This is a genomic window from Ottowia sp. SB7-C50, from assembly GCF_033110285.1.
In the GTDB taxonomy this organism is placed as follows: Bacteria; Pseudomonadota; Gammaproteobacteria; order Burkholderiales; family Burkholderiaceae_C; genus Ottowia.
In genome coordinates this window covers 252,329-269,666 of sequence record NZ_CP136995.1, presented here as the reverse complement: position 1 = coordinate 269,666, position 17,338 = coordinate 252,329, and the positions used below count along the sequence as shown (strand labels likewise).

General features: G+C 68.3%; 18 protein-coding genes and 1 pseudogene. 5 read left to right on the top strand and 14 right to left on the bottom strand.

From position 1 onward, the window contains the following. Positions 1-27: 27 nt before the first annotated feature. The 4 genes from R0D99_RS01270 to R0D99_RS01255 form a co-directional block, all read right to left on the bottom strand. Complete coding sequence (locus R0D99_RS01270; RefSeq protein WP_317749618.1) at positions 28-492, bottom strand: biopolymer transporter ExbD; 465 nt, start codon at positions 490-492, stop codon at positions 28-30. Between the two features lie 149 nt (positions 493-641). Then, positions 642-1,274, bottom strand: a complete 633-nt coding sequence (locus R0D99_RS01265) for a MotA/TolQ/ExbB proton channel family protein (protein WP_317749617.1) — start codon at positions 1,272-1,274, stop codon at positions 642-644. Positions 1,275-1,308: 34 nt separating this feature from the next. Beyond that, on the bottom strand, positions 1,309-2,124 hold the full coding sequence (gene dapB, locus R0D99_RS01260; protein WP_317749616.1) for a 4-hydroxy-tetrahydrodipicolinate reductase: 816 nt from the start codon (positions 2,122-2,124) through the stop codon (positions 1,309-1,311). 69 nt (positions 2,125-2,193) lie between these two features. Continuing rightward, a complete protein-coding gene (locus tag R0D99_RS01255; protein WP_317749615.1) occupies positions 2,194-2,760 on the bottom strand; it encodes an outer membrane protein assembly factor BamE in 567 nt (188 codons plus the stop codon). A 79-nt stretch (positions 2,761-2,839) separates the two neighbouring features. On the opposite strand from R0D99_RS01255, the gene fur reads away from it, so the two are divergent. Then, positions 2,840-3,295, top strand: a complete 456-nt coding sequence (gene fur / locus R0D99_RS01250) for a ferric iron uptake transcriptional regulator (RefSeq protein ID WP_317749614.1) — start codon at positions 2,840-2,842, stop codon at positions 3,293-3,295. A 66-nt stretch (positions 3,296-3,361) separates the two neighbouring features. On the opposite strand, the gene hprK is transcribed toward fur, so the two are convergent. From hprK to hpf, 3 genes are all read right to left on the bottom strand, one after another. Next, positions 3,362-4,318, bottom strand: a complete 957-nt coding sequence (gene hprK, locus R0D99_RS01245; protein ID WP_317749613.1) for an HPr(Ser) kinase/phosphatase — start codon at positions 4,316-4,318, stop codon at positions 3,362-3,364. A 97-nt stretch (positions 4,319-4,415) separates the two neighbouring features. After that, on the bottom strand, positions 4,416-4,886 hold the full coding sequence (locus R0D99_RS01240) for a PTS sugar transporter subunit IIA (RefSeq protein ID WP_317749612.1): 471 nt from the start codon (positions 4,884-4,886) through the stop codon (positions 4,416-4,418). A 199-nt stretch (positions 4,887-5,085) separates the two neighbouring features. Continuing rightward, complete coding sequence (gene hpf / locus R0D99_RS01235; RefSeq protein WP_317749611.1) at positions 5,086-5,415, bottom strand: ribosome hibernation-promoting factor, HPF/YfiA family; 330 nt, start codon at positions 5,413-5,415, stop codon at positions 5,086-5,088. A 397-nt stretch (positions 5,416-5,812) separates the two neighbouring features. Between hpf and corA the strand changes: the two genes are divergently transcribed. Beyond that, positions 5,813-6,802: a magnesium/cobalt transporter CorA gene (gene corA, locus R0D99_RS01230; protein WP_317749610.1), complete on the top strand. Its 990-nt coding sequence runs from the start codon at positions 5,813-5,815 to the stop codon at positions 6,800-6,802. Between the two features lie 256 nt (positions 6,803-7,058). Here corA and R0D99_RS01225 read toward each other — a convergent pair whose 3' ends face one another. The 6 genes from R0D99_RS01225 to R0D99_RS01200 form a co-directional block, all read right to left on the bottom strand. Further along, on the bottom strand, positions 7,059-7,784 hold the full coding sequence (locus R0D99_RS01225) for a 5'-methylthioadenosine/adenosylhomocysteine nucleosidase (protein WP_317751171.1): 726 nt from the start codon (positions 7,782-7,784) through the stop codon (positions 7,059-7,061). Between the two features lie 258 nt (positions 7,785-8,042). Next, positions 8,043-9,752, bottom strand: coding sequence for a long-chain-fatty-acid--CoA ligase (locus R0D99_RS01220; RefSeq protein WP_317749609.1), 1,710 nt, complete (start codon positions 9,750-9,752; stop codon positions 8,043-8,045). 251 nt (positions 9,753-10,003) lie between these two features. Then, positions 10,004-11,440: an NAD(P)(+) transhydrogenase (Re/Si-specific) subunit beta gene (locus R0D99_RS01215; protein WP_317749608.1), complete on the bottom strand. Its 1,437-nt coding sequence runs from the start codon at positions 11,438-11,440 to the stop codon at positions 10,004-10,006. Positions 11,441-11,452: 12 nt separating this feature from the next. Beyond that, entirely contained in the window at positions 11,453-11,782 is a 330-nt protein-coding gene (locus R0D99_RS01210; RefSeq protein WP_317749607.1) for an NAD(P) transhydrogenase subunit alpha, read from the bottom strand. 39 nt (positions 11,783-11,821) lie between these two features. Further along, the gene (locus R0D99_RS01205) at positions 11,822-12,658 is read right to left on the bottom strand and encodes a hypothetical protein (RefSeq protein WP_317749606.1); all 837 of its coding nucleotides are present in this window, start codon (positions 12,656-12,658) and stop codon (positions 11,822-11,824) included. Positions 12,659-12,678: 20 nt separating this feature from the next. After that, positions 12,679-13,839 carry a Re/Si-specific NAD(P)(+) transhydrogenase subunit alpha gene (locus R0D99_RS01200; protein WP_317749605.1) on the bottom strand — a complete coding sequence of 387 codons (1,161 nt, stop codon included), beginning with the start codon at positions 13,837-13,839 and terminating at the stop codon, positions 12,679-12,681. A gap of 170 nt (positions 13,840-14,009) precedes the next feature. On the opposite strand from R0D99_RS01200, the gene R0D99_RS01195 reads away from it, so the two are divergent. The 3 genes and pseudogenes from R0D99_RS01195 to mnmA all read left to right on the top strand — a co-directional run bounded on the left by R0D99_RS01195 (position 14,010) and on the right by mnmA (position 16,534). Then, positions 14,010-14,501, top strand: a complete 492-nt coding sequence (locus R0D99_RS01195) for an NUDIX hydrolase (protein ID WP_317749604.1) — start codon at positions 14,010-14,012, stop codon at positions 14,499-14,501. 113 nt (positions 14,502-14,614) lie between these two features. After that, entirely contained in the window at positions 14,615-15,373 is a 759-nt protein-coding gene (locus R0D99_RS01190; RefSeq protein WP_317749603.1) for a sulfite exporter TauE/SafE family protein, read from the top strand. Between the two features lie 7 nt (positions 15,374-15,380). After that, positions 15,381-16,534, top strand: a pseudogene (gene mnmA, locus R0D99_RS01185) (tRNA 2-thiouridine(34) synthase MnmA). A 41-nt stretch (positions 16,535-16,575) separates the two neighbouring features. On the opposite strand, the gene R0D99_RS01180 reads toward mnmA, so the two are convergent. Then, entirely contained in the window at positions 16,576-17,280 is a 705-nt protein-coding gene (locus R0D99_RS01180; RefSeq protein WP_317749602.1) for a VIT family protein, read from the bottom strand. Positions 17,281-17,338 lie beyond the last annotated feature (58 nt).

Here is a 17,338-nt window from a genome sequence, read left to right as displayed (position 1 = left end):
CAATTTGATGCCCCGAGGGGCGCATGGTCATTGCGACGCCGCGGGCGCGGGCGATTGCGCGCCAGGGGTGGCCGGCGTGGCGGGCGCGTCGGCCACGAAGCCGATGCGGTTCAGCCCCGCCTTCTGGGCCTCGCCCATCACTTCGACCACGCGGCCGTAGTTCACGCCCTGGTCGGCGCGCAGCTGCACTTCGGTTTCGGGGTTGGCGCGGGCGGCAGCCTGCAGTGCAGTGGCCAGTTCGGTCTGCGACACGGGCCGGTCGTCGAAGAAGGCCTGGCCGTCGCGGTTGACCGCCACGGTGACGAACTTGGGCGGCTCGCCGGGCTTGGCGGCATCGGTCTTGGGCAGGTCCAGCCGGATCGAGCTGGCCAGCAGAGGCGCCGTGATGATGAAGATCACCAGCAGCACCAGCATCACGTCGACCAGCGGCGTGACGTTGATGTCGCTCATGGGCTCGCTGCCCTTGGTGCGTTCGAGTCGTCCGAAAGCCATGATCAAGAACTCCTGTGGGCGGCCGCGCAGCAGGCCGCATCGCCAGGCCGCGGAGCAGGCCATGCGCGAAGCGCCGTGGCCGGACCTGTGCCGGCCACCGGCGCTGTCCCCCCTCGCAGGGGGGAAGGCGCGAAGCGACTCAGGGGGGGTCACTTCAAGAACTCCCGCAGGTCGCGCGCGAAACCCTCCAGCTCGGCCTCGATGCGCCCGATGATGCGGCCGAACCAGTTGTAGGCCAGCACGGCCGGAATGGCCACGGCCAGGCCGGCGGCGGTCATGATCAGCGCCTCGCCCACCGGGCCGGCCACCTTCTCGATGCTCATCTGGCCCGAGCCGGCGATGCTGATCAGCGCGTGGTAGATGCCCCACACCGTGCCCAGCAGGCCGACGAAGGGGGCGGTGGAGCCGATAGTGGCCAGCAGCACCTGGCCAAACTGCAGCCGGCCCATGATGCCGTGCAGCGCATCACGCAGCGCGCGCGTGAGCTGCTGCCCGCGGTCGCCGGCCGCCGCCAGCGTGCCGCCGGCGGGTGCCTGCGTGGCCTGCAGCAGCGGCAGCACCAGCTGGCCGCGGTCGAAGCCGCCGATGCGGCTGGAGGCCTCGTCCAGCGTGGGCGCCTGCCAGAAGGCGGCCACGCTGCGCACCACGTCGCCACCGGCGCGGCGCAGCATCCAGGACTTCCACAGAATCACCACCCAGCTGGCGATGGACATGAGCAGCAGCAGGATGGCCACGGCCTTGCCGATGGCGTCGCTCTGCGCGAAAACGTGTTGCAGGTTCATGGTCGAAAAACGAAAGAAAGGTCTGGGTAACGGGTCAGTGCAGGTTCAGCACGTCGGCCATGTCGAACAGGCCGCTTTGCCGGCTGGCCAGAAAGCGCGCCGCGCGCAGGCTGCCTTGCGCGTAGCCGGCGCGGTTGCTGGACTTGTGGCTGATCTCGATGCGCTCGCCGGTGCCGGCGAACAGCACGGTGTGGTCACCCACGATGTCGCCGCCGCGGATGGTGGCGAAACCGATGGTGGACGGGTCGCGCTCGCCGGTGTGGCCAAAGCGCTCGTACACGGCGCAGTCCTTCAGGTCGCGCCCCAGCGCGCCGGCGATGACTTCGCCCATCTTCAGCGCGGTGCCGCTGGGCGCGTCGACCTTGTGGCGGTGGTGCGCCTCGACGATCTCGATGTCGTAGCCGGTGGACAGCGCCCTGGCCGCCATCTCCAGCAGCTTGAGGGTGACGTTGACGCCCACGCTCATGTTGGGCGCCATGACGATGGCGATGTCTTTCGCGGCGTCGGCGATCTCGGCCTTCTGCGCGTCGCTGAAGCCGGTGGTGCCGACGACCAGCGCCACCCCGTGCCGGCGGCAGGCCGCCAAGTGCGCCAGGGTGGCCTCGGGCCGGGTGAAGTCGATCAGCACGCGCGCGCCGGCCAGACCGGCGTCCAGGTCGGCGGTGACCGGCACGCCGGACGCCCAGCCGGCAAAGCCGCCCGCGTCCTGGCCCAGCGCCGGGCTGTCGGCGCGGTCCAGCGCGCCGGCCAGGGCGCAGTCGCCCGAGGCGCGCACCGCTTCGATCAGCATCTGGCCCATGCGGCCGGTGGCACCGGCGATGGCGACGCCCAGCAAGGTATCAGTCGTCATGAGAAGAAAAACCGGATGGGACGCCCGCGCCACGCAGCGCGCGCAAGGCGCCAGGACAACAAAGTCATGTCAGCGGGCAGGCTCCAGCGGCGGATAGCTCAGCGCCGGCTGGGCGCCGGACGGTGCGGCGCCCTTGTCGGACGACGCGGGCTCGGCGCCGGGCGTCACGGGGAACTTGGCCAACTGGTCCTCGGTGGCCTGCAGCGGCGGCACCTTGACCTTGCGTTCGCGGCTGATGCGCTGCACGAATTCGGCTTCGCTCGGCATGTCGTCGCCGTCGAAGCGGGCCAGCGTGTCGCCTTCGAAATACGCCGTCAGGCGGTAGCGCTGCGGCTCGACGCCCTGGCGCTTCATGGTGAAGATGTAGTCCCAGCGGTTCTGGTGGAACACGCTGGTGACCAGCGGCGTGCCCAGGATGTCGCGCACCTGCAGGCGCGTCATGCCGGGCTGCAGCGCGGCCACCTGCTCCTTCGACACGAAGTTGCCCTGCACGACCTCGGGCCGGTACAGGGTCAGGGCGTCGGCGATGCCGCGCGTGCCCTGGTCGAAGCTGCTGCAGGCGCCCAGGGCCGCAGCCAGCACGGCCGGCAAGACCAGCGCGGTCGTGCGGACATGGGTTCGGGGGGTCACAGACATGCGTGGCAGCTCATGCACAATATGGCAGCGCATTGTAGCGGCGACGCCACGGCGCGAGGTGACACAACGTACTGCCTGCATGGACGCCAACATCGACGAACTGAAAAGCACGGGGCTGAAGGCCACGCTGCCGCGTCTGAAGATTCTGGAGATCTTCCAGAAGGCCGAGTTGCGCCATCTGACGGCCGAAGACGTCTACCGCCTGCTGGTGACCGAGCAGTCCGACATCGGGCTGGCCACGGTGTACCGCGTGCTGACCCAGTTCGAGCAGGCCGGCTTGCTGAGCCGCCACCACTTCGAGGCCGGCAAGGCGGTCTACGAGCTGCGCGAGGACGAGCACCACGACCACCTGGTGTGCCTGGACTGCGGCCATGTGGAGGAATTCCACGACCCCGAGATCGAAAAGCGCCAGATCGCCGTCGCCACGGCGCGCGGCTTTGCCCTGGCCGACCACGCGCTCAGCCTGTACGCCAACTGCACGCGCACCGAATGCCCGCACCGCGGCTCGGGCACGCCACTGGCGTCGCGCCGCTGAAAATCTGCGCCAAAAAGCGCCCTAGCGCTTGCTGCACAAGCGCAGGCAGCTATTAATATAGTAGCTTCAGTCGCTGCCGCCCTGCTCCATGGCGCGGCGGTGGCGGTCGACGAATTCCTGGTACGTGTCGATGCCGCGCAGCTGCAGGATGTGGTTGCGCACCGCGGCTTCGACCAGCACGGCGATGTTGCGGCCGGCCACCACCTGGATCACGGCTTTCTGGATCGGCACGCCCAGCACTTCCTGCGTCAGCGGTTCGTAGGGCAGGCGCTCGTAGTCGCGCTCCAGCGTCTCGCGCCGCACCAGGTGCACGATCAGACGCAGCCGCATGCGCCGGCGCACCGCGGTTTCGCCAAAGATGGCGCGAATGTCCAGCAGGCCGATGCCGCGCACTTCCAGCAGGTTCTGCAGCAGCGCCGGGCAGCGTCCTTCCACCGTGGTCTGGTTGATGCGAAACAGGTCCACCGCGTCATCGGCCACCAGGCCGTTGCCGCGCGAAATCAGCTCCAGCCCCAGTTCGCTCTTGCCCAGGCCGGATTCGCCGGTGATCAACACGCCCAGGCCCAGGATGTCCATGAACACGCCGTGCATGGTGGTGCGGTCGGCAAAGTGCTTGGACAGGTAGGCGCGCAGCACGTCGATGACGAACGCCGCCGAGTCCTGCGTGGCGAACATCGGGATCTGCGCCCGCTCGCACATCGACAGCAGCGCGTCCGGCGCGGCCTGGCCGTCGCACAGCACCAGCACCGGCGGCTCCAGCGTGACGATGCGCGAGACGCGGCGCGCACAGTCTTCGGGCGACGCGTTGGCCAGGTAGGCCACCTCGCGCTCGCCCAGGATCTGCACCCGGTAGGGGTGGATGTAGTTCAGGTAGCCCACCAGGTCGGCGCCCGAGCGCGCCTGGCTGATGGCTTTTTCGTCAAAGCGCCGCTCCGACGCACCCAGCCCGGCGATCCACTGCCAGCGCAGCGTGGCGCGGTGATCCTCGAACAACACGTCGGCGCTGATCACGGAAGGCTTCATGGCGGGGGCGAAAAAGGGCAAAAGCCCAGTCTACGCGATGGGCCGGCCCGCGCTGCAGCGCGGCAGCGCGGTGACGGCGGTGGCGCGGGTCAGCCCTTCAAGGCGTGACGTGCGACGACTGCCAGTGAGCGATCAGCGAATGCAGCTCGTCCGGCGCGTCGGCCGACTTGATGCGCTCGCGCAGCGCCGAATCGCTCAGCAGCTCGGCGATTTCGGACAGGATCTCGAGGTGCTTCTGCGTCGCCGCCTCGGGCACCAGCAGGAAGATCAGCAGGCCCACGGGCTGCTCGTCCGGCGCGTCGAAGCCGATCGGCTGCGCCAGCCGCAGCACGGCGGCCATGGGCGCCTTCAGGCCCTTGATGCGGCCGTGCGGAATGGCCACGCCGTGCCCCAGGCCGGTGGAGCCCAGCCGCTCACGCGCGAACAGGCTGTCGGTGATCAGCGCGCGCGACAGGCCGTGCAGGTTCTCGAACAGCAGGCCGGCTTCTTCGAAGGCCCGCTTCTTGCTGGTGGCTTCGACGCCCACCAGCACCTGGGAGGCCGGGAGGATGGAGGCTAGACGGTTCATGGGCATGGACGTGCAATTATGCTCCCCCACGCGCTGCGGCCTCAAACGGCCCCTTCACGCACCCCCTGGCGCACGAAAGACAGGCGCGGCCACCCCGGCACGGTGGAAAAAGAAAGCCGCCCGGCGCTAACCGGAGCGGCTTGCAAGCTGGAGTCTACAGTCTTCGCTCGTTATTGTTACACGATACTACATCAAATGGCTACATCATGTGCCGAACACCGGCACGATCGTGGGATTGAAGCTTTTCCTTGTGCTTGGCGACCTGCCGGTCCAGCTTATCGACCAGGTCATCGACGGCGGCATACAGGTCCTGGTGGCTGCTTTCGGCAAACAGGTCGTTGCCCTTGACGGCAATGCGGCATTCGGCCCGCTGGCGCTTGTCCTTTTCCGTCTGGTTCTCCACTGTCAGCAGCACCTTGACATCCATCAGCTGGTCGAAGTGCCGGGTGATCCGGTCCAGCTTGCCCGTCACGTAACTGCGCAGCGCAGGGGTGACTTCGAGGTGATGTCCGCTGATCGTCAAGTTCATGAAACGCCTCCTTGTTCCAGTGATGAACGGCCGGGCCGGCCTTCCGCCGGGGGCCACGGGCGACAGCTCGGGCGCGCGTGCGCCGTGGGTTGTCAACGGGCTGTCACGCCAGTCCACTATGAACCTGTTCGATGCCGCTGGCAACCCGTGCGGCAATGCCCCGCGTCCCATGCGGGCCACCGGGTGGCGGCTTGACAAAACGCGGCTCATGACCCTTTTTCGTGCGAGGCCAATGCGATAATCCGCCCTGCCTGACACTTGCATCGAAAGCCCGTCTTGGAAACCGTCCCGAGTCGATAGCTTTCGCCTCCCTGGCATGCGCCGGCGCGCGGGAGGCCGAAAGCCCCCTTCCCCACCGCGCCCTTGCCCGCCTTCCAACGCCCAGGGATTCTTGTTCATGCTCAACATATTCACGCTGTCCAACGGCCGGTTGTTCCAGGAAGAGATCGAGTCGCTCGAAAGCCTGTCGAATTACCGCCCGATCTGGGTCGACCTGGACGACCCGACGCCCGAGGAAAAACGCTGGGTCAAGCAGTACTACGGCCTGTCGATTCCCGACGACGCCATCGACGACGACATCGAGGAATCGGCCCGCTTTTACGAAGAGGACAACGGCGAGCTGCACATCCGCAGCGACTTCCTGCTGATCGACACCGAGGATGAAGCGCGCCAGGTGCGCGTGGCCTTCATCCTGAACGACGCCAACCAGCAGCTGCGCAGCCACGGCGTGCTGTTTTCGATCCACGACGAGCCGGTGCCGGCGTTTCGCCTGCTGCGCATGCGCGCGCGCCGCATGCCCGGCCTGCTGGACGACGCCAAGGACGTGCTGCTGGCCCTGCTGGACGGCGACGCCGAATACTGCGCCGACACACTGGAGGGCATCTACGACGAGCTGGAAGCGGCCGGCAAGATGGTGCTGGCCGACGACGTGACCGACGAAGTCGCCGGCGAAGTGCTGGCCACCATCGCGCGGCAGGAAGACATGAACGGCCGCATCCGCCGCAACGTGATGGACACGCGACGCGCCGTGAGCTTTCTGATGCGCAGCCGCATGCTGGACGCCGAGCAGTTCGAGGAAGCGCGCCAGATCCAGCGCGACCTGGACTCGCTCGACAGCCACACCACCTTCCTGTTCGACAAGATCAACTTCCTGATGGACGCGACGGTCGGTTTCATCAACATCAACCAGAACAAGATCATCAAGCTGTTCTCGGTGGCCAGCGTGGCACTGCTGCCGCCCACGCTGGTGGCCAGCTCCTACGGCATGAACTTCAAGAACATGCCCGAACTGGACTGGCCGCTGGGCTACCCGTTCGCCATCCTGCTGATGATCTGCAGCGCACTGCTGCCGATGTGGTACTTCCGGCGGCGCGGGTGGTTGAAGTGATCCCCCCCTGTGGCGCCTGCGGCGCCTTCCCCCCAGGGGGACAACGCTGGCGGCCGGGCCAAGCCCGATCCGCGGCGTTCCGGTGTGGCCTGCTCCGCGGCCATTTGAGGGGCTTGGCAAGCGCCTCCTTCTGCGGCTCTCTCTTGCGACCCGCGATAGCGAAGGTTGGGTGAGGTGCGACGTTGCCGCGCGTGGCTCTTGCGAAAGCGAAATCAAGCGCTTGCGCTTGCTGGACAAGCGCAAACAGCTATTCAAATCATAGCGCTCTGAAATAGCTTTCGAGAATCGCCGCGCTGTAGTGGCTGGCGATTTGGTCGATGAAGCGCATGAAATCGACGTGGGCGGCGTCGTCAGCGCGGTCGCTGATGGTGCGCACGGCGGCAAAGGGGATCGCGCAGTCGTGGCAGACCTGCGCCACCGCGGCACCTTCCATCTCGACGGCCAGGGCGTCGGGCAGGGCCTGGCGCAGTGCGGCGCTTTCGGCGCCGGTGGCGACGAAGCGGTCGCCGCTGACGATCAGGCCCTGGTGCACGCGCGGCGCATGCAGGCCGAATTCAGCCATGGCGCGCGTGCCCACCAGTTCGGCCGGCGCGGCCACGGCGCGACGCGCGGCGTCGCAGAGCGCGGCGGACAGGTGGGCATCGGTGTCGAAGCGCGCGCGGCCGTACAGCGGCACCTCGAAGCGCGGAAAAAGCGGCGACGCATCCATGTCGTGCTGCACGAAGCCGTCGGCCAGCACCAGGTCGCCCACGCGCACGCCGTCGCCCAGTCCGCCCGCGGTGCCGGTAAAGACGATGCGGTCAACGCCAAAGCGCTCGATCAGCACCGCCGCCGTGGTGGCCGCGGCCACCTTGCCGACGCGCGACAGCACCGCCACCACCTCGTGGCCGTGCCAGTGCCCGACCCAGAAGTCGCGCCCCGCCGCACGCTGGCGCTGCTCGTCGGGCATGCGCGCCAGCACGGCGGACAGCTCCTGCTGCATGGCGCTGACGATGCCGGTTCGGCGAGTGGGTTTCAAGTCAAATAGGCCTCAAGCGCTTGTCTGGAGAGCGCAGACAGCTACATTATTCATAGCGACGACCTCGAGCCATGGCACGTCGCACTCAAAAACCAACGCCTCGGGAATGTGCAGTCTTGCCGGGCTGCGCCTGCGGCCAACCCCGCCACAAAAACGCATTTTTCGCGTCCTTCGCGAACCCTTTGCGTCCTTCGCGTCCGGCTGTTTCCCGACGCGCCTGATTCAGTTGACCGACACGCCCGCGGCCTTCACCGCCGGCGGTGGGTCGCGCAGTTCGCGGCGCAGTACCTTGCCGACCGGCGTCTTGGGCAGTTCGTCGCGGAATTCGATGGTGCGCGGGCGCTTGTAGCCGGTCAGGTTGTCGTGGCAGAAGCGGCGCACGTCGTCCTCGGTCAGCGCCGGGTCTTTCTTGACCAGCACCAGCTTGACGGCCTCGCCCATCTTCTCGTCGGGCATGCCGACGGCGGCGACTTCCAGCACGCCGGGCATGCTGGCCACCACGTCCTCGATCTCGTTGGGGTAGACGTTGAAGCCGCTGACCAGGATCATGTCCTTCTTGCGGTCGACGATCTTGGTGTAGCCGCGCTCGTCCATGATGCCGACGTCGCCCGACTTGAAGTAGCCGTCGGCCGTCATGACCTTGGCGGTCTCGTCGGGGCGCTGCCAGTAGCCGGCCATGACCTGCGGGCCCTTGATGGCGATTTCGCCCGGCTGTCCCAGCGGCACCTCGTTGCCGTCGTCGTCCAGGATCTTGATGTAGGTGCTGGGGATGGGCACGCCGATGGTGCCGCTGAATTCCTTGGACGTCACCGGGTTGCAGGTGGCCGACGGGCTGGTTTCCGACAGGCCGTAGCCTTCGCAGATCGGGCAGCCGGTCTTTTCGAGCCACAGCTTGGCCACGGCGCTCTGCACCGCCATGCCGCCGCCGACCGAGACCTTCAGGTGGCTCCAGTCGACGGTGTTGAAGTCGGGGTGGTTGGCCAGCCCGTTGAACAGCGTGTTGACCGCCGGGAAGCTGTGGAAGCGGTGCTTGGACAGCTCCTTGAGCACCGCCGGCAGGTCGCGCGGGTTGGGGATCAGGATGGTCTTGCCGCCGTTGCGCAGGCTCAGCATCATGTTCACCGTGAAGGCGAAGATGTGATAGAGCGGCAGCGCGCAGACGCTGGTGGTCTGCTCGCCGGCGGGCACCTGCTTCATCGCCGGGTCGTTCCAGGCCTCGGACTGCAGCACGTTGGCGATCAGGTTGCGGTGCAGCAGCGTGGAGCCCTTGGACACGCCGGTGGTGCCGCCGGTGTACTGCAGCACGGCCACGTCGTCGGGGCCGATGGCGGGCGTCTTGAGGGGTGCGCTGCGGCCCTTGGCCACGGCAACGTTGTAGCGCACCGCGTTGGGCAGGGTGAAGGCGGGCACCATCTTCTTGACGTTGCGCACCACGAAGTTGACGATCGCGCCCTTCAGCCCGCCCAGGCGGTCGCCCATGCTGGCCAGCACCACGTGCTGCACGGGCGTGTTGGCGATGCACTTCTGCAGCGTGGCAGCGAAGTTCTCGATGATGACGATGGCCTTGGAACCCGAATCCTTCAGCTGGTGCTCCAGCTCGCGCGCGGTGTAGAGCGGGTTGACGTTGACCACCACGTAGCCGGCGCGCAGGATGGCCGCCACCGCCGCCGGGTACTGCGGCACGTTGGGCATCATGATGGCCACGCGGTCACCGCGCGCCAGGCCCAGGCTTTGCAGGTAACCGGCCAGCGCGCGGCTCTGCTCATCGGTCTCGGCATAGCTGACGTCCTTGCCCATGAAGCTGTAGGCCGTGCGGTCGGCAAACTTCTTGAAGCTGTCGTCGAGCAGGCCGACGAGCGACGTGTACTGCGACGGGTCGATGTCGGCGGGGACGCCTTCCGGGTAGTGCTTGAGCCAGATGCGCTCGGTCATGGGTGGTGCTCCTTCGGATGTGGGGTCGGCCGCAAGGGTGCGGCCGACGGGCAGGTGGAGGCGCGCGACGCATCCTGGCGGCCCGCGGATTTCGCATTGTGTAACGGTTCGCGGCGGCGCGGTACTGGCGTTTTCCTTGAGTGCCGCTCGACACGCCAATCAAGTATCGTCAAACGATACTAAACGAACGACCGTGCGAAAATTTCATACCTCGCGGGCAGCGCCCGGCGCCACCGCGAGGCCGTTGGCCGTCACTCGATGGCCTTGCCGATGTCCTCAACCACTTTCTTGGCGTCGCCAAACACCATCATGGTCTTGTCCATGTAGAACAGCTCGTTGTCCAGGCCCGCATAGCCGGCGGCCATGGAGCGCTTGTTGACGATCACCGTCTTGGCCTTGTAGGCCTCCAGGATCGGCATGCCGTAGATCGGGCTGCCCTTTTGCAGCGCGGCGGGGTTCACCACGTCGTTGGCGCCCAGGATGATGGCCACGTCGGCCTGGCCGAATTCGCCGTTGACGTCTTCCATCTCATGCACCTGGTCGTAGGGCACTTCGGCCTCGGCCAGCAGCACGTTCATGTGGCCCGGCATGCGGCCCGCCACGGGGTGGATGGCGTATTTCACGTCGATGCCCTTGGCCGTCAGCTTGTCGACCAGCTCCTTCACCGCGTGCTGCGCGCGCGCCACCGCCAGGCCGTAGCCGGGCACGATGATCACGCTGTCGGCGTTGCTCAGCATGAAGGCCGCATCGTCGGCGCTGCCGGTCTTGACCGGGCGCTGCTCCTGCGCGCCGCCCGCAGCGGCCGCCGCATCGCCGCCGAAGCCGCCCAGGATGACGTTGAAGAACGAGCGGTTCATCGCCTTGCACATGATGTAGCTCAGGATCGCGCCCGAGCTGCCCACCAGCGAGCCGGCAATGATCAGCATGCTGTTGTTCAGGCTGAAGCCGATGCCCGCCGCCGCCCAGCCCGAGTAGCTGTTGAGCATCGACACCACCACCGGCATGTCGGCGCCGCCGATGGGGATGATCAGCGTGACGCCAATGATGAAGCCCAGCAGGCACACCAGCGCGAACGGCAGCGCCGCCTGCGTTTGCCAGAACCACAGCAGGCACAGCAGCGCCACCACGCCCAGCGCCAGGTTGAGCATGTGCTGGCCCGGGAACACCACCGGCGCGCCCTGGAACAGCCGGAACTTGGACGTGCCCGACAGCTTGCCCCAGGCGATGACCGAGCCGCTGAAGGTGACCGCGCCGATGAAGGCGCCCAGCGCCAGTTCGATGCGGTTGCCGCCCGGAATCTGCCCGCCCACGCCATTGACCGGGTGGTCGGCGATGCCGAAGGCCCACGGCTCGATCACCGTGGCACCGGCGATCAGCACCGCTGCCAGGCCGATCATGCTGTGGAAGAAGGCCACCAGCTCGGGCATCTTGGTCATCTCGACCGTCTTGGCGCGCCAGGCGCCATAGCCACCGCCCACCACCAGGCCCAGCAGCACCCAGCCCAGGCCCAGCGCCGAGCCGGCCAGCTTGACGATGAGCGCCGCCGTGGTCAGCACGGCGATGGTCATGCCGACCATGCCGAACAGGTTGCCGCGGATCGAGGTAGTGGGATGCGACAGGCCCTTCAAGGCCTGGATGAAGCAGACGCTGGCGATCAGGTACAGCAGCGTGACGAGGTTCATGCTCATGCCTGTCGCTCCTTATTTGGTAGCCGCCGACGCTTTGTCAGCCTGCGCTGGACGCTCTTTTTTCTTGAACATCTCAAGCATGCGGCGCGTCACCAGGAAGCCGCCGAAGATGTTGACCGCCGCCAGCGCCACGGCCGCCACGCCCATCACCTTGCCCAGGGCGCCTTCGGTCAGCGCTGCCGCCAGCATGGCGCCGACGATGACGATGGCCGAGATGGCGTTGGTCACCGCCATCAGCGGGGTGTGCAGCGCGGGGGTCACCGTCCAGACGACGTGGTAGCCGACGTAAATGGCCAGCACGAAGATGATCAGGTTGATGATGGTGGGTGACACGATGTCCATGGGCGGCTCCTCCGTTGGTCTTGTCGGGCGGGTGGCGGGTTATTCGCGGTCGCGGCGCGGCGCCTGCACGGGGGTGCGCGACGGCTCCTGCGTGGCGCGCACCGGCGGCGGGGGCGCCACCACCACGGGCGGCGCGGCCAGGCCCACCTGCGGGGCAAACGGGAACGGCGGCACGTTCAGCACACCGCCGCTGCTGGCGCGCGTGGCGGCGGCAAAGGCGCGCGCCCACTGCAGGCCGGGCTGGCCACCGGCCAGAAAGTCGTCGTTGTTGCGCGTGGTCGGCTCCAGCAGCACCGGGTTCAGCAACGCGTGCGTTTCGATGGCGCGGCCGCCGCCGGCCGCCGGCAGGCGGTACGACACCCAGGCGCGCGGCCGGCTGCTCCACTCACGGCCTTCCAGCCACTGGTACAGCACGGAATGCTGGCGCTCCAGCCAGCGGTCGAAGTCGGCGTCGCGCCGCAGCCGCAGGCAGCCGTCGGCGCTGCTGCCGGTGTCGACCACGTGCAGGCTGTTGGGCAGCGGGCATGGCGCGCCGCCAGACGGCGCCACCTGGGCGATGACGATGGCCAGCCAGCGGCCGTCTTCGCGCCGCAGGCCGGCCAGGCGGGTGGGTGCTTCGGGGCCGCTGACGGGCACCGGCGCATCGCCGGCCATCCACGGCGCCAGCACGTGGCCCAGATCGTACCAGGTGCCGACGCTGGTGGGCGGCACGGCGATCAGCGGGGCGGCGCTGGCCGACGCCACGCCCACCGGCGCGCCGGACGCCCACATGCCGGGCGCGGCGCAGCCGGACAACAGCGCGGCCGCCGACACCGCGGCCAGCGCCATGAAGCCACGCGCACGGACGCGAAGCGAAGGACGTTCAGGAAAATTCATTTCAACTACCGGTAAAGGCTTTACTTGCGCGTGACCGCGCCCTGGTGCGCCATCAGCGTGGCGGCGACGATGTCGTCTTCCAGATCGATGCGGAACGTGGCCGGCGGCTCGCCCTTGGCGGCGGGCGGCAGCACCAGCTTGAGGAAGTCGAGCACGTTGCGCGCGTACAGCGCTGACGCGTCGGCGCCGACCATCGACGCCAGGTTGGTTTCGCCGACGATGGTGACGCCGTGCTTCTGCACCGTGCGGTCGGCCTCGGTGAGCGGGCAGTTGCCGCCCACCGTGCCGTCGGGGTTGGGCGCGCCCTTGCCGGCCGCCATGTCGATGATGACCGAGCCGGGCTTCATGCTTTTCACCATGTCTTCGGTGATCAGCACCGGCGCCGCGCGGCCGGGGATGAGCGCGGTGGAAATCACCACGTCGGCCTGCGCCACGCGCTTGGCGACCTCGGCCTTCTGGCGGTCCAGCCAGCTTTGCGGCATGGGGCGCGCGTAGCCGCCCACGCCTTCGGCGGCTTCCTTCTCTTCGGCCGTCTCGTACGGCACGTCGATGAACTTGCCGCCCAGCGATTCGATCTGTTCCTTGACGCTCGGGCGCACGTCGCTGGCCTCGATGACGGCACCCAGGCGCTTGGCGGTGGCAATCGCCTGCAGGCCGGCCACGCCCACGCCCAGGATGACCACGCGCGCCGCCTTCACGGTGCCGGCGGCGGTCATCAGCATGGGAAAGAACTTCTGGTAGCGGTCGGCCGCCATGATCACGGCCTTGTAGCCGGCGATGTTGGCCTGCGAGGACAGCACGTCCATGCTCTGCGCGCGCGTGGTGCGCGGCGCGGCTTCCAGCGCAAAGCCCGTCAGGTTGGCCGCCGCCAGGCGCTGCAGGCCGTCGGCGTTGAACGGCTCCAGCATGCCCACCAGCACCGTGCCGGGCTTCATGGCGGCGATTTCGTCCGCCGTGGGGTTGCGCACCTTCAGCACCATCTCGCTGCCGAAGGCGCCGGCGGCGTCGGTGATTTCGGCGCCGGCGGCGCGGTAGGCGTCGTCGGTGGCGCTGGCGCGCACGCCAGCACCGGCCTGCACGCGCACGGTGTGGCCCTGGCCGACGAGTTTCTTGGCCGTTTCAGGCGTGACAGCCACACGGGTTTCGCCTGCCACCGTTTCGGCGGGAACGCCAATCAGCATGAAACGTCTCCTCTTCTGGACCGGCCAGCGCTCGGCCCGGCGCGGTTTAGGGGTTGCGATGGAACTGAGCTTATCAAACCCGCCCTGCGGGCCATTGTGCTCCATTTCAGCCCCCGCGCCGGTCGCCCGGGCGGCCCGTCCGCCGCGCGCGCCGCCCATAATCGCCGGCCATGAACCCGACCCGATGGAAACCCAGCGTCACCGTGGCCGCCGTCATCGCGCATGAAGGCCGCTACCTGCTGGTGGAAGAGCAGACCAGCGCCGGCCTGCGCCTGAACACGCCCGCCGGCCACCTGGAGCCGGGCGAGTCGCCCCAGGCGGGCGCGGTGCGCGAGGCGCTGGAAGAAACCGGCCGCGCCTTCACGCCCACGCACCTGCTGGGCGTGTACATCGCCGCCTCGCACGACGCGCAGGGCGTGCCCACCACCTGGCTGCGCTTTGCCTATGCCGGCGACGCAGGCGACGCCGACCCCGCGCGGCCGCTGGACGCCGGCATTGTGCGCACGGTGTGGATGACGCCGGCCGAGATCGAGGCCAGCCAGGCGCGCCACCGCAGCCCGCTGGTGTGGCGCTGCGTGCAGGACCACCTGGCCGGCCGCCGCTTCGCGCTGGACGCCGTGTACGTCGACCCGACCGCGCAGGACGGCAGCGCGTTCGCGTGACGCGCGCTGCAGGCGCGGCGCACGCACGGCCGCCATTTTTTGCATCCAATTTGGCTGCAGCGCTTGTCCCATCAGCGCATGCAGCTATATAAATCATAGTATTCTGATCGTCCATGGAACCCATTGCCACCCTGGCCCTGCTGGCCATCGCCGCGTTCGGCGCGGGCGTGCTGAACGCCATCGCCGGCGGCGGCACCTTCCTGACGTTTCCGGCGCTGGTGTGGGCGGGCGTGCCGCCCATCGCCGCCAACGCCACCAGCGCGCTGGCCGTGTGCCCCGGTTATGCGGGCAGCGCGCTCGGCTTTCGGGCCGAGCTGGCCGCGCTGCCGCGCGCGCTGCTGTGGCGCGAAATGGCGCTCAGCGCCGCCGGCGGCGTGGCCGGTGCCTTGCTGCTGCTGGTGACGCCGGCCAAGGTGTTCTCGGGCATCGTGCCGTGGCTGCTGCTGTTTGCCACCGCGCTGTTCGCGCTGGGGCCGCGCCTGTCGCGCTGGGCGGGCGGCGGGCACGGCGAAGGCCTGGCGCGCTGGCGCAACGTCGGCCTGCTGGCGGTGGCCGTGTACGGCGGCTACTTCAATGGCGGCCTGGGCATCCTGCTGATGGCGCTGTACCTGCTGTGCGGCGAGCAGCGGCTGAACACCGTCAACGCGCTGAAGAACCTCAACTCCTTCGTGCTGTCGGTGGTCTCGGTCATCGCCTTCGCCATCGGCGGCGCCATCGTGTGGAAGCACGCGCTGCTGATGGCGCTGTTCGCCACGCTGGGCGGCTTTGCCGGCGCGCGCCTGGCCAAGCGCCTGCCCACGCCCTGGGTGCGCGGCATCGTGATCGTCACCGGGCTGGTGATGAGCGCGCTGTTTTTCGCGCGGGCCGGATAATTTGGCCATGAGCGCCAAGCACCGCATCGTCGTCGGCCTGTCCGGCGGCGTCGATTCCGCCGTCACCGCACACCTGCTGAAAGCGCAGGGCCACGAGGTGGTGGGCATCTTCATGAAGAACTGGGAAGACGATGACGACAGTGAGTACTGCTCGTCCAACCAGGACTTCGTCGACGCGGCGGCGGTGGCCGATGTGATCGGCATCGAGATCGAGCACGTCAACTTTGCCGCCGAATACAAGGACCGCGTGTTCGCCGAATTCCTGCGCGAATACTCGGCCGGCCGCACACCCAACCCCGACGTGCTGTGCAACGCCGAGATCAAGTTCAAGGCCTTTCTGGACCACGCGATGCGCCTGGGCGCCGAGAAGATCGCCACCGGGCATTACGCACGGGTTCGCTATCACGATGAGAGCAACCGGCACCAGCTGCTCAAGGGCCTGGACCCGTCCAAGGACCAGAGCTACTTCTGCACCGCCTGACGCAGGCGCAGTTGGCCAAGACGCTGTTTCCGGTCGGCGAACTGCACAAGACCGAGGTGCGCCGCATCGCCGCCGACATCGGCCTGCCGAACGCCCGGAAGAAGGACTCGACCGGCATCTGCTTCATCGGTGAGCGGCCGTTCCGCGAATTCCTCAACCGCTACCTGCAGACCCAACCCGGCCCGATCAAGGACGAGCGCGGCCGCAGGATTGGCGAGCACGTGGGCCTGAGCTTCTACACGCTAGGCCAGCGCCAGGGCTTGGGAATCGGCGGCGTGAAGGAAAAAGGCGCGCAGCGCGGCGGCGGCGACCATTCGCCGTGGTTCGTCGCGCGCAAGGACATGGCGACCAACACGCTGTACGCCGTGCAGGGCCACAACCATCCGTGGCTGCTGTCGCATGGGTTGGTGTTCGACGACGCGGCGTGGACGGCAGGCGAAGCGCCTGCGGCCGGCGCCTATGCCGCCAAGACGCGCTACCGCCAGCAGGATGCGGCTTGCACGCTATCGAATGGTGAGCAAACCGGCGCCTTCCGCCTGCGCTTTGCCGAACCGCAATGGGCCGTCACACCCGGCCAGAGCGCCGTGCTGTACGACGGCGAGGTGTGCCTGGGCGGCGGGGTGATCGCGGCCGCTGGGACGCTGGAATCAGAGAAAAATCCGGCGTCAGCGCTGGCCTAATCAGCGCAGGCAGCTATCGATAGCAGAGCAACCGACGGCCTTCAGCCGATCGGCCCGGCGCCGAACAGCTTGCCGATCAGCGCCGAGGCGCCCATGGCCAGCGCGCCCCAGAACAGCACGCGCACGGCGCCCGGCAGCATGGGCGCGCCGCCCAGGCGCGCGGCCACCGCCCCCAGCACGGCCAGCATGGCCAGCGTGGCGCCGATCAGCGCGGTGGTCAGGCCGGGGCCGCGGTACAGCAGCACGATCAGGATCGGCAGCAGCGCGCCGACGACGAAGGCCGCCGCCGAGGCCAGCGCCGCCTGCAGCGGGCGCGCCTCGTTGTGGCCGGTGATGCCGAGTTCGTCGCGCAGGTGCGCGGCCAGTGCGTCCTTGGCGGTCAGCTCGCGCGCCACCTGGGCCGCCAGTTCGGGCGAGAGGCCGCGCTGCTGGTAGATCGCGGTCAGCTCCTGCAGCTCGAATTCGGGCCGCTCGGCCAGTTCGCGCTCTTCGGTCGCGCGGTCGGCCTTTTCGACGTCGGCCTGCGAACTGACCGACACGTATTCGCCCGCCGCCATCGAGAACGCACCGGCCGTCAGGCCCGCCGCCGCCGTGAGCAGCAGCGTCTTCAGCTCGGTGCCCGCAGCCGCCATGCCGACCACCAGGCCGGCGGTCGAAATCAGGCCGTCGTTGGCGCCCAAGACGGCGGCACGCAGCCAGCCGGCGTTGTGCAGGTTGTGGGTTTCGCGGTGGTTGGAGCGGGGCATAAGACGCGCAGGCGGGGGTGAGGCCGGCATTGTCGCGCAGGCCATCGCGCCCCGGATG

Excerpts from the sequence above, each read along its gene's own strand:
- R0D99_RS01270 (WP_317749618.1), bottom strand. The coding sequence starts at position 492 with ATGGCTTTCGGACGACTCGAACGCACCAAGGGCAGCGAGCCCATGAGC.
- R0D99_RS01265 (WP_317749617.1), bottom strand. The coding sequence starts at position 1,274 with ATGAACCTGCAACACGTTTTCGCGCAGAGCGACGCCATCGGCAAGGCC.
- dapB (WP_317749616.1), bottom strand. The coding sequence starts at position 2,124 with ATGACGACTGATACCTTGCTGGGCGTCGCCATCGCCGGTGCCACCGGC.
- R0D99_RS01255 (WP_317749615.1), bottom strand. The coding sequence starts at position 2,760 with ATGTCTGTGACCCCCCGAACCCATGTCCGCACGACCGCGCTGGTCTTG.
- fur (WP_317749614.1), top strand. The coding sequence starts at position 2,840 with ATGGACGCCAACATCGACGAACTGAAAAGCACGGGGCTGAAGGCCACG.
- hprK (WP_317749613.1), bottom strand. The coding sequence starts at position 4,318 with ATGAAGCCTTCCGTGATCAGCGCCGACGTGTTGTTCGAGGATCACCGC.
- R0D99_RS01240 (WP_317749612.1), bottom strand. The coding sequence starts at position 4,886 with ATGAACCGTCTAGCCTCCATCCTCCCGGCCTCCCAGGTGCTGGTGGGC.
- hpf (WP_317749611.1), bottom strand. The coding sequence starts at position 5,415 with ATGAACTTGACGATCAGCGGACATCACCTCGAAGTCACCCCTGCGCTG.
- corA (WP_317749610.1), top strand. The coding sequence starts at position 5,813 with ATGCTCAACATATTCACGCTGTCCAACGGCCGGTTGTTCCAGGAAGAG.
- R0D99_RS01225 (WP_317751171.1), bottom strand. The coding sequence starts at position 7,784 with ATGCAGCAGGAGCTGTCCGCCGTGCTGGCGCGCATGCCCGACGAGCAG.
- R0D99_RS01220 (WP_317749609.1), bottom strand. The coding sequence starts at position 9,752 with ATGACCGAGCGCATCTGGCTCAAGCACTACCCGGAAGGCGTCCCCGCC.
- R0D99_RS01215 (WP_317749608.1), bottom strand. The coding sequence starts at position 11,440 with ATGAGCATGAACCTCGTCACGCTGCTGTACCTGATCGCCAGCGTCTGC.
- R0D99_RS01210 (WP_317749607.1), bottom strand. The coding sequence starts at position 11,782 with ATGGACATCGTGTCACCCACCATCATCAACCTGATCATCTTCGTGCTG.
- R0D99_RS01205 (WP_317749606.1), bottom strand. The coding sequence starts at position 12,658 with ATGAATTTTCCTGAACGTCCTTCGCTTCGCGTCCGTGCGCGTGGCTTC.
- R0D99_RS01200 (WP_317749605.1), bottom strand. The coding sequence starts at position 13,839 with ATGCTGATTGGCGTTCCCGCCGAAACGGTGGCAGGCGAAACCCGTGTG.
- R0D99_RS01195 (WP_317749604.1), top strand. The coding sequence starts at position 14,010 with ATGAACCCGACCCGATGGAAACCCAGCGTCACCGTGGCCGCCGTCATC.
- R0D99_RS01190 (WP_317749603.1), top strand. The coding sequence starts at position 14,615 with ATGGAACCCATTGCCACCCTGGCCCTGCTGGCCATCGCCGCGTTCGGC.
- R0D99_RS01180 (WP_317749602.1), bottom strand. The coding sequence starts at position 17,280 with ATGCCCCGCTCCAACCACCGCGAAACCCACAACCTGCACAACGCCGGC.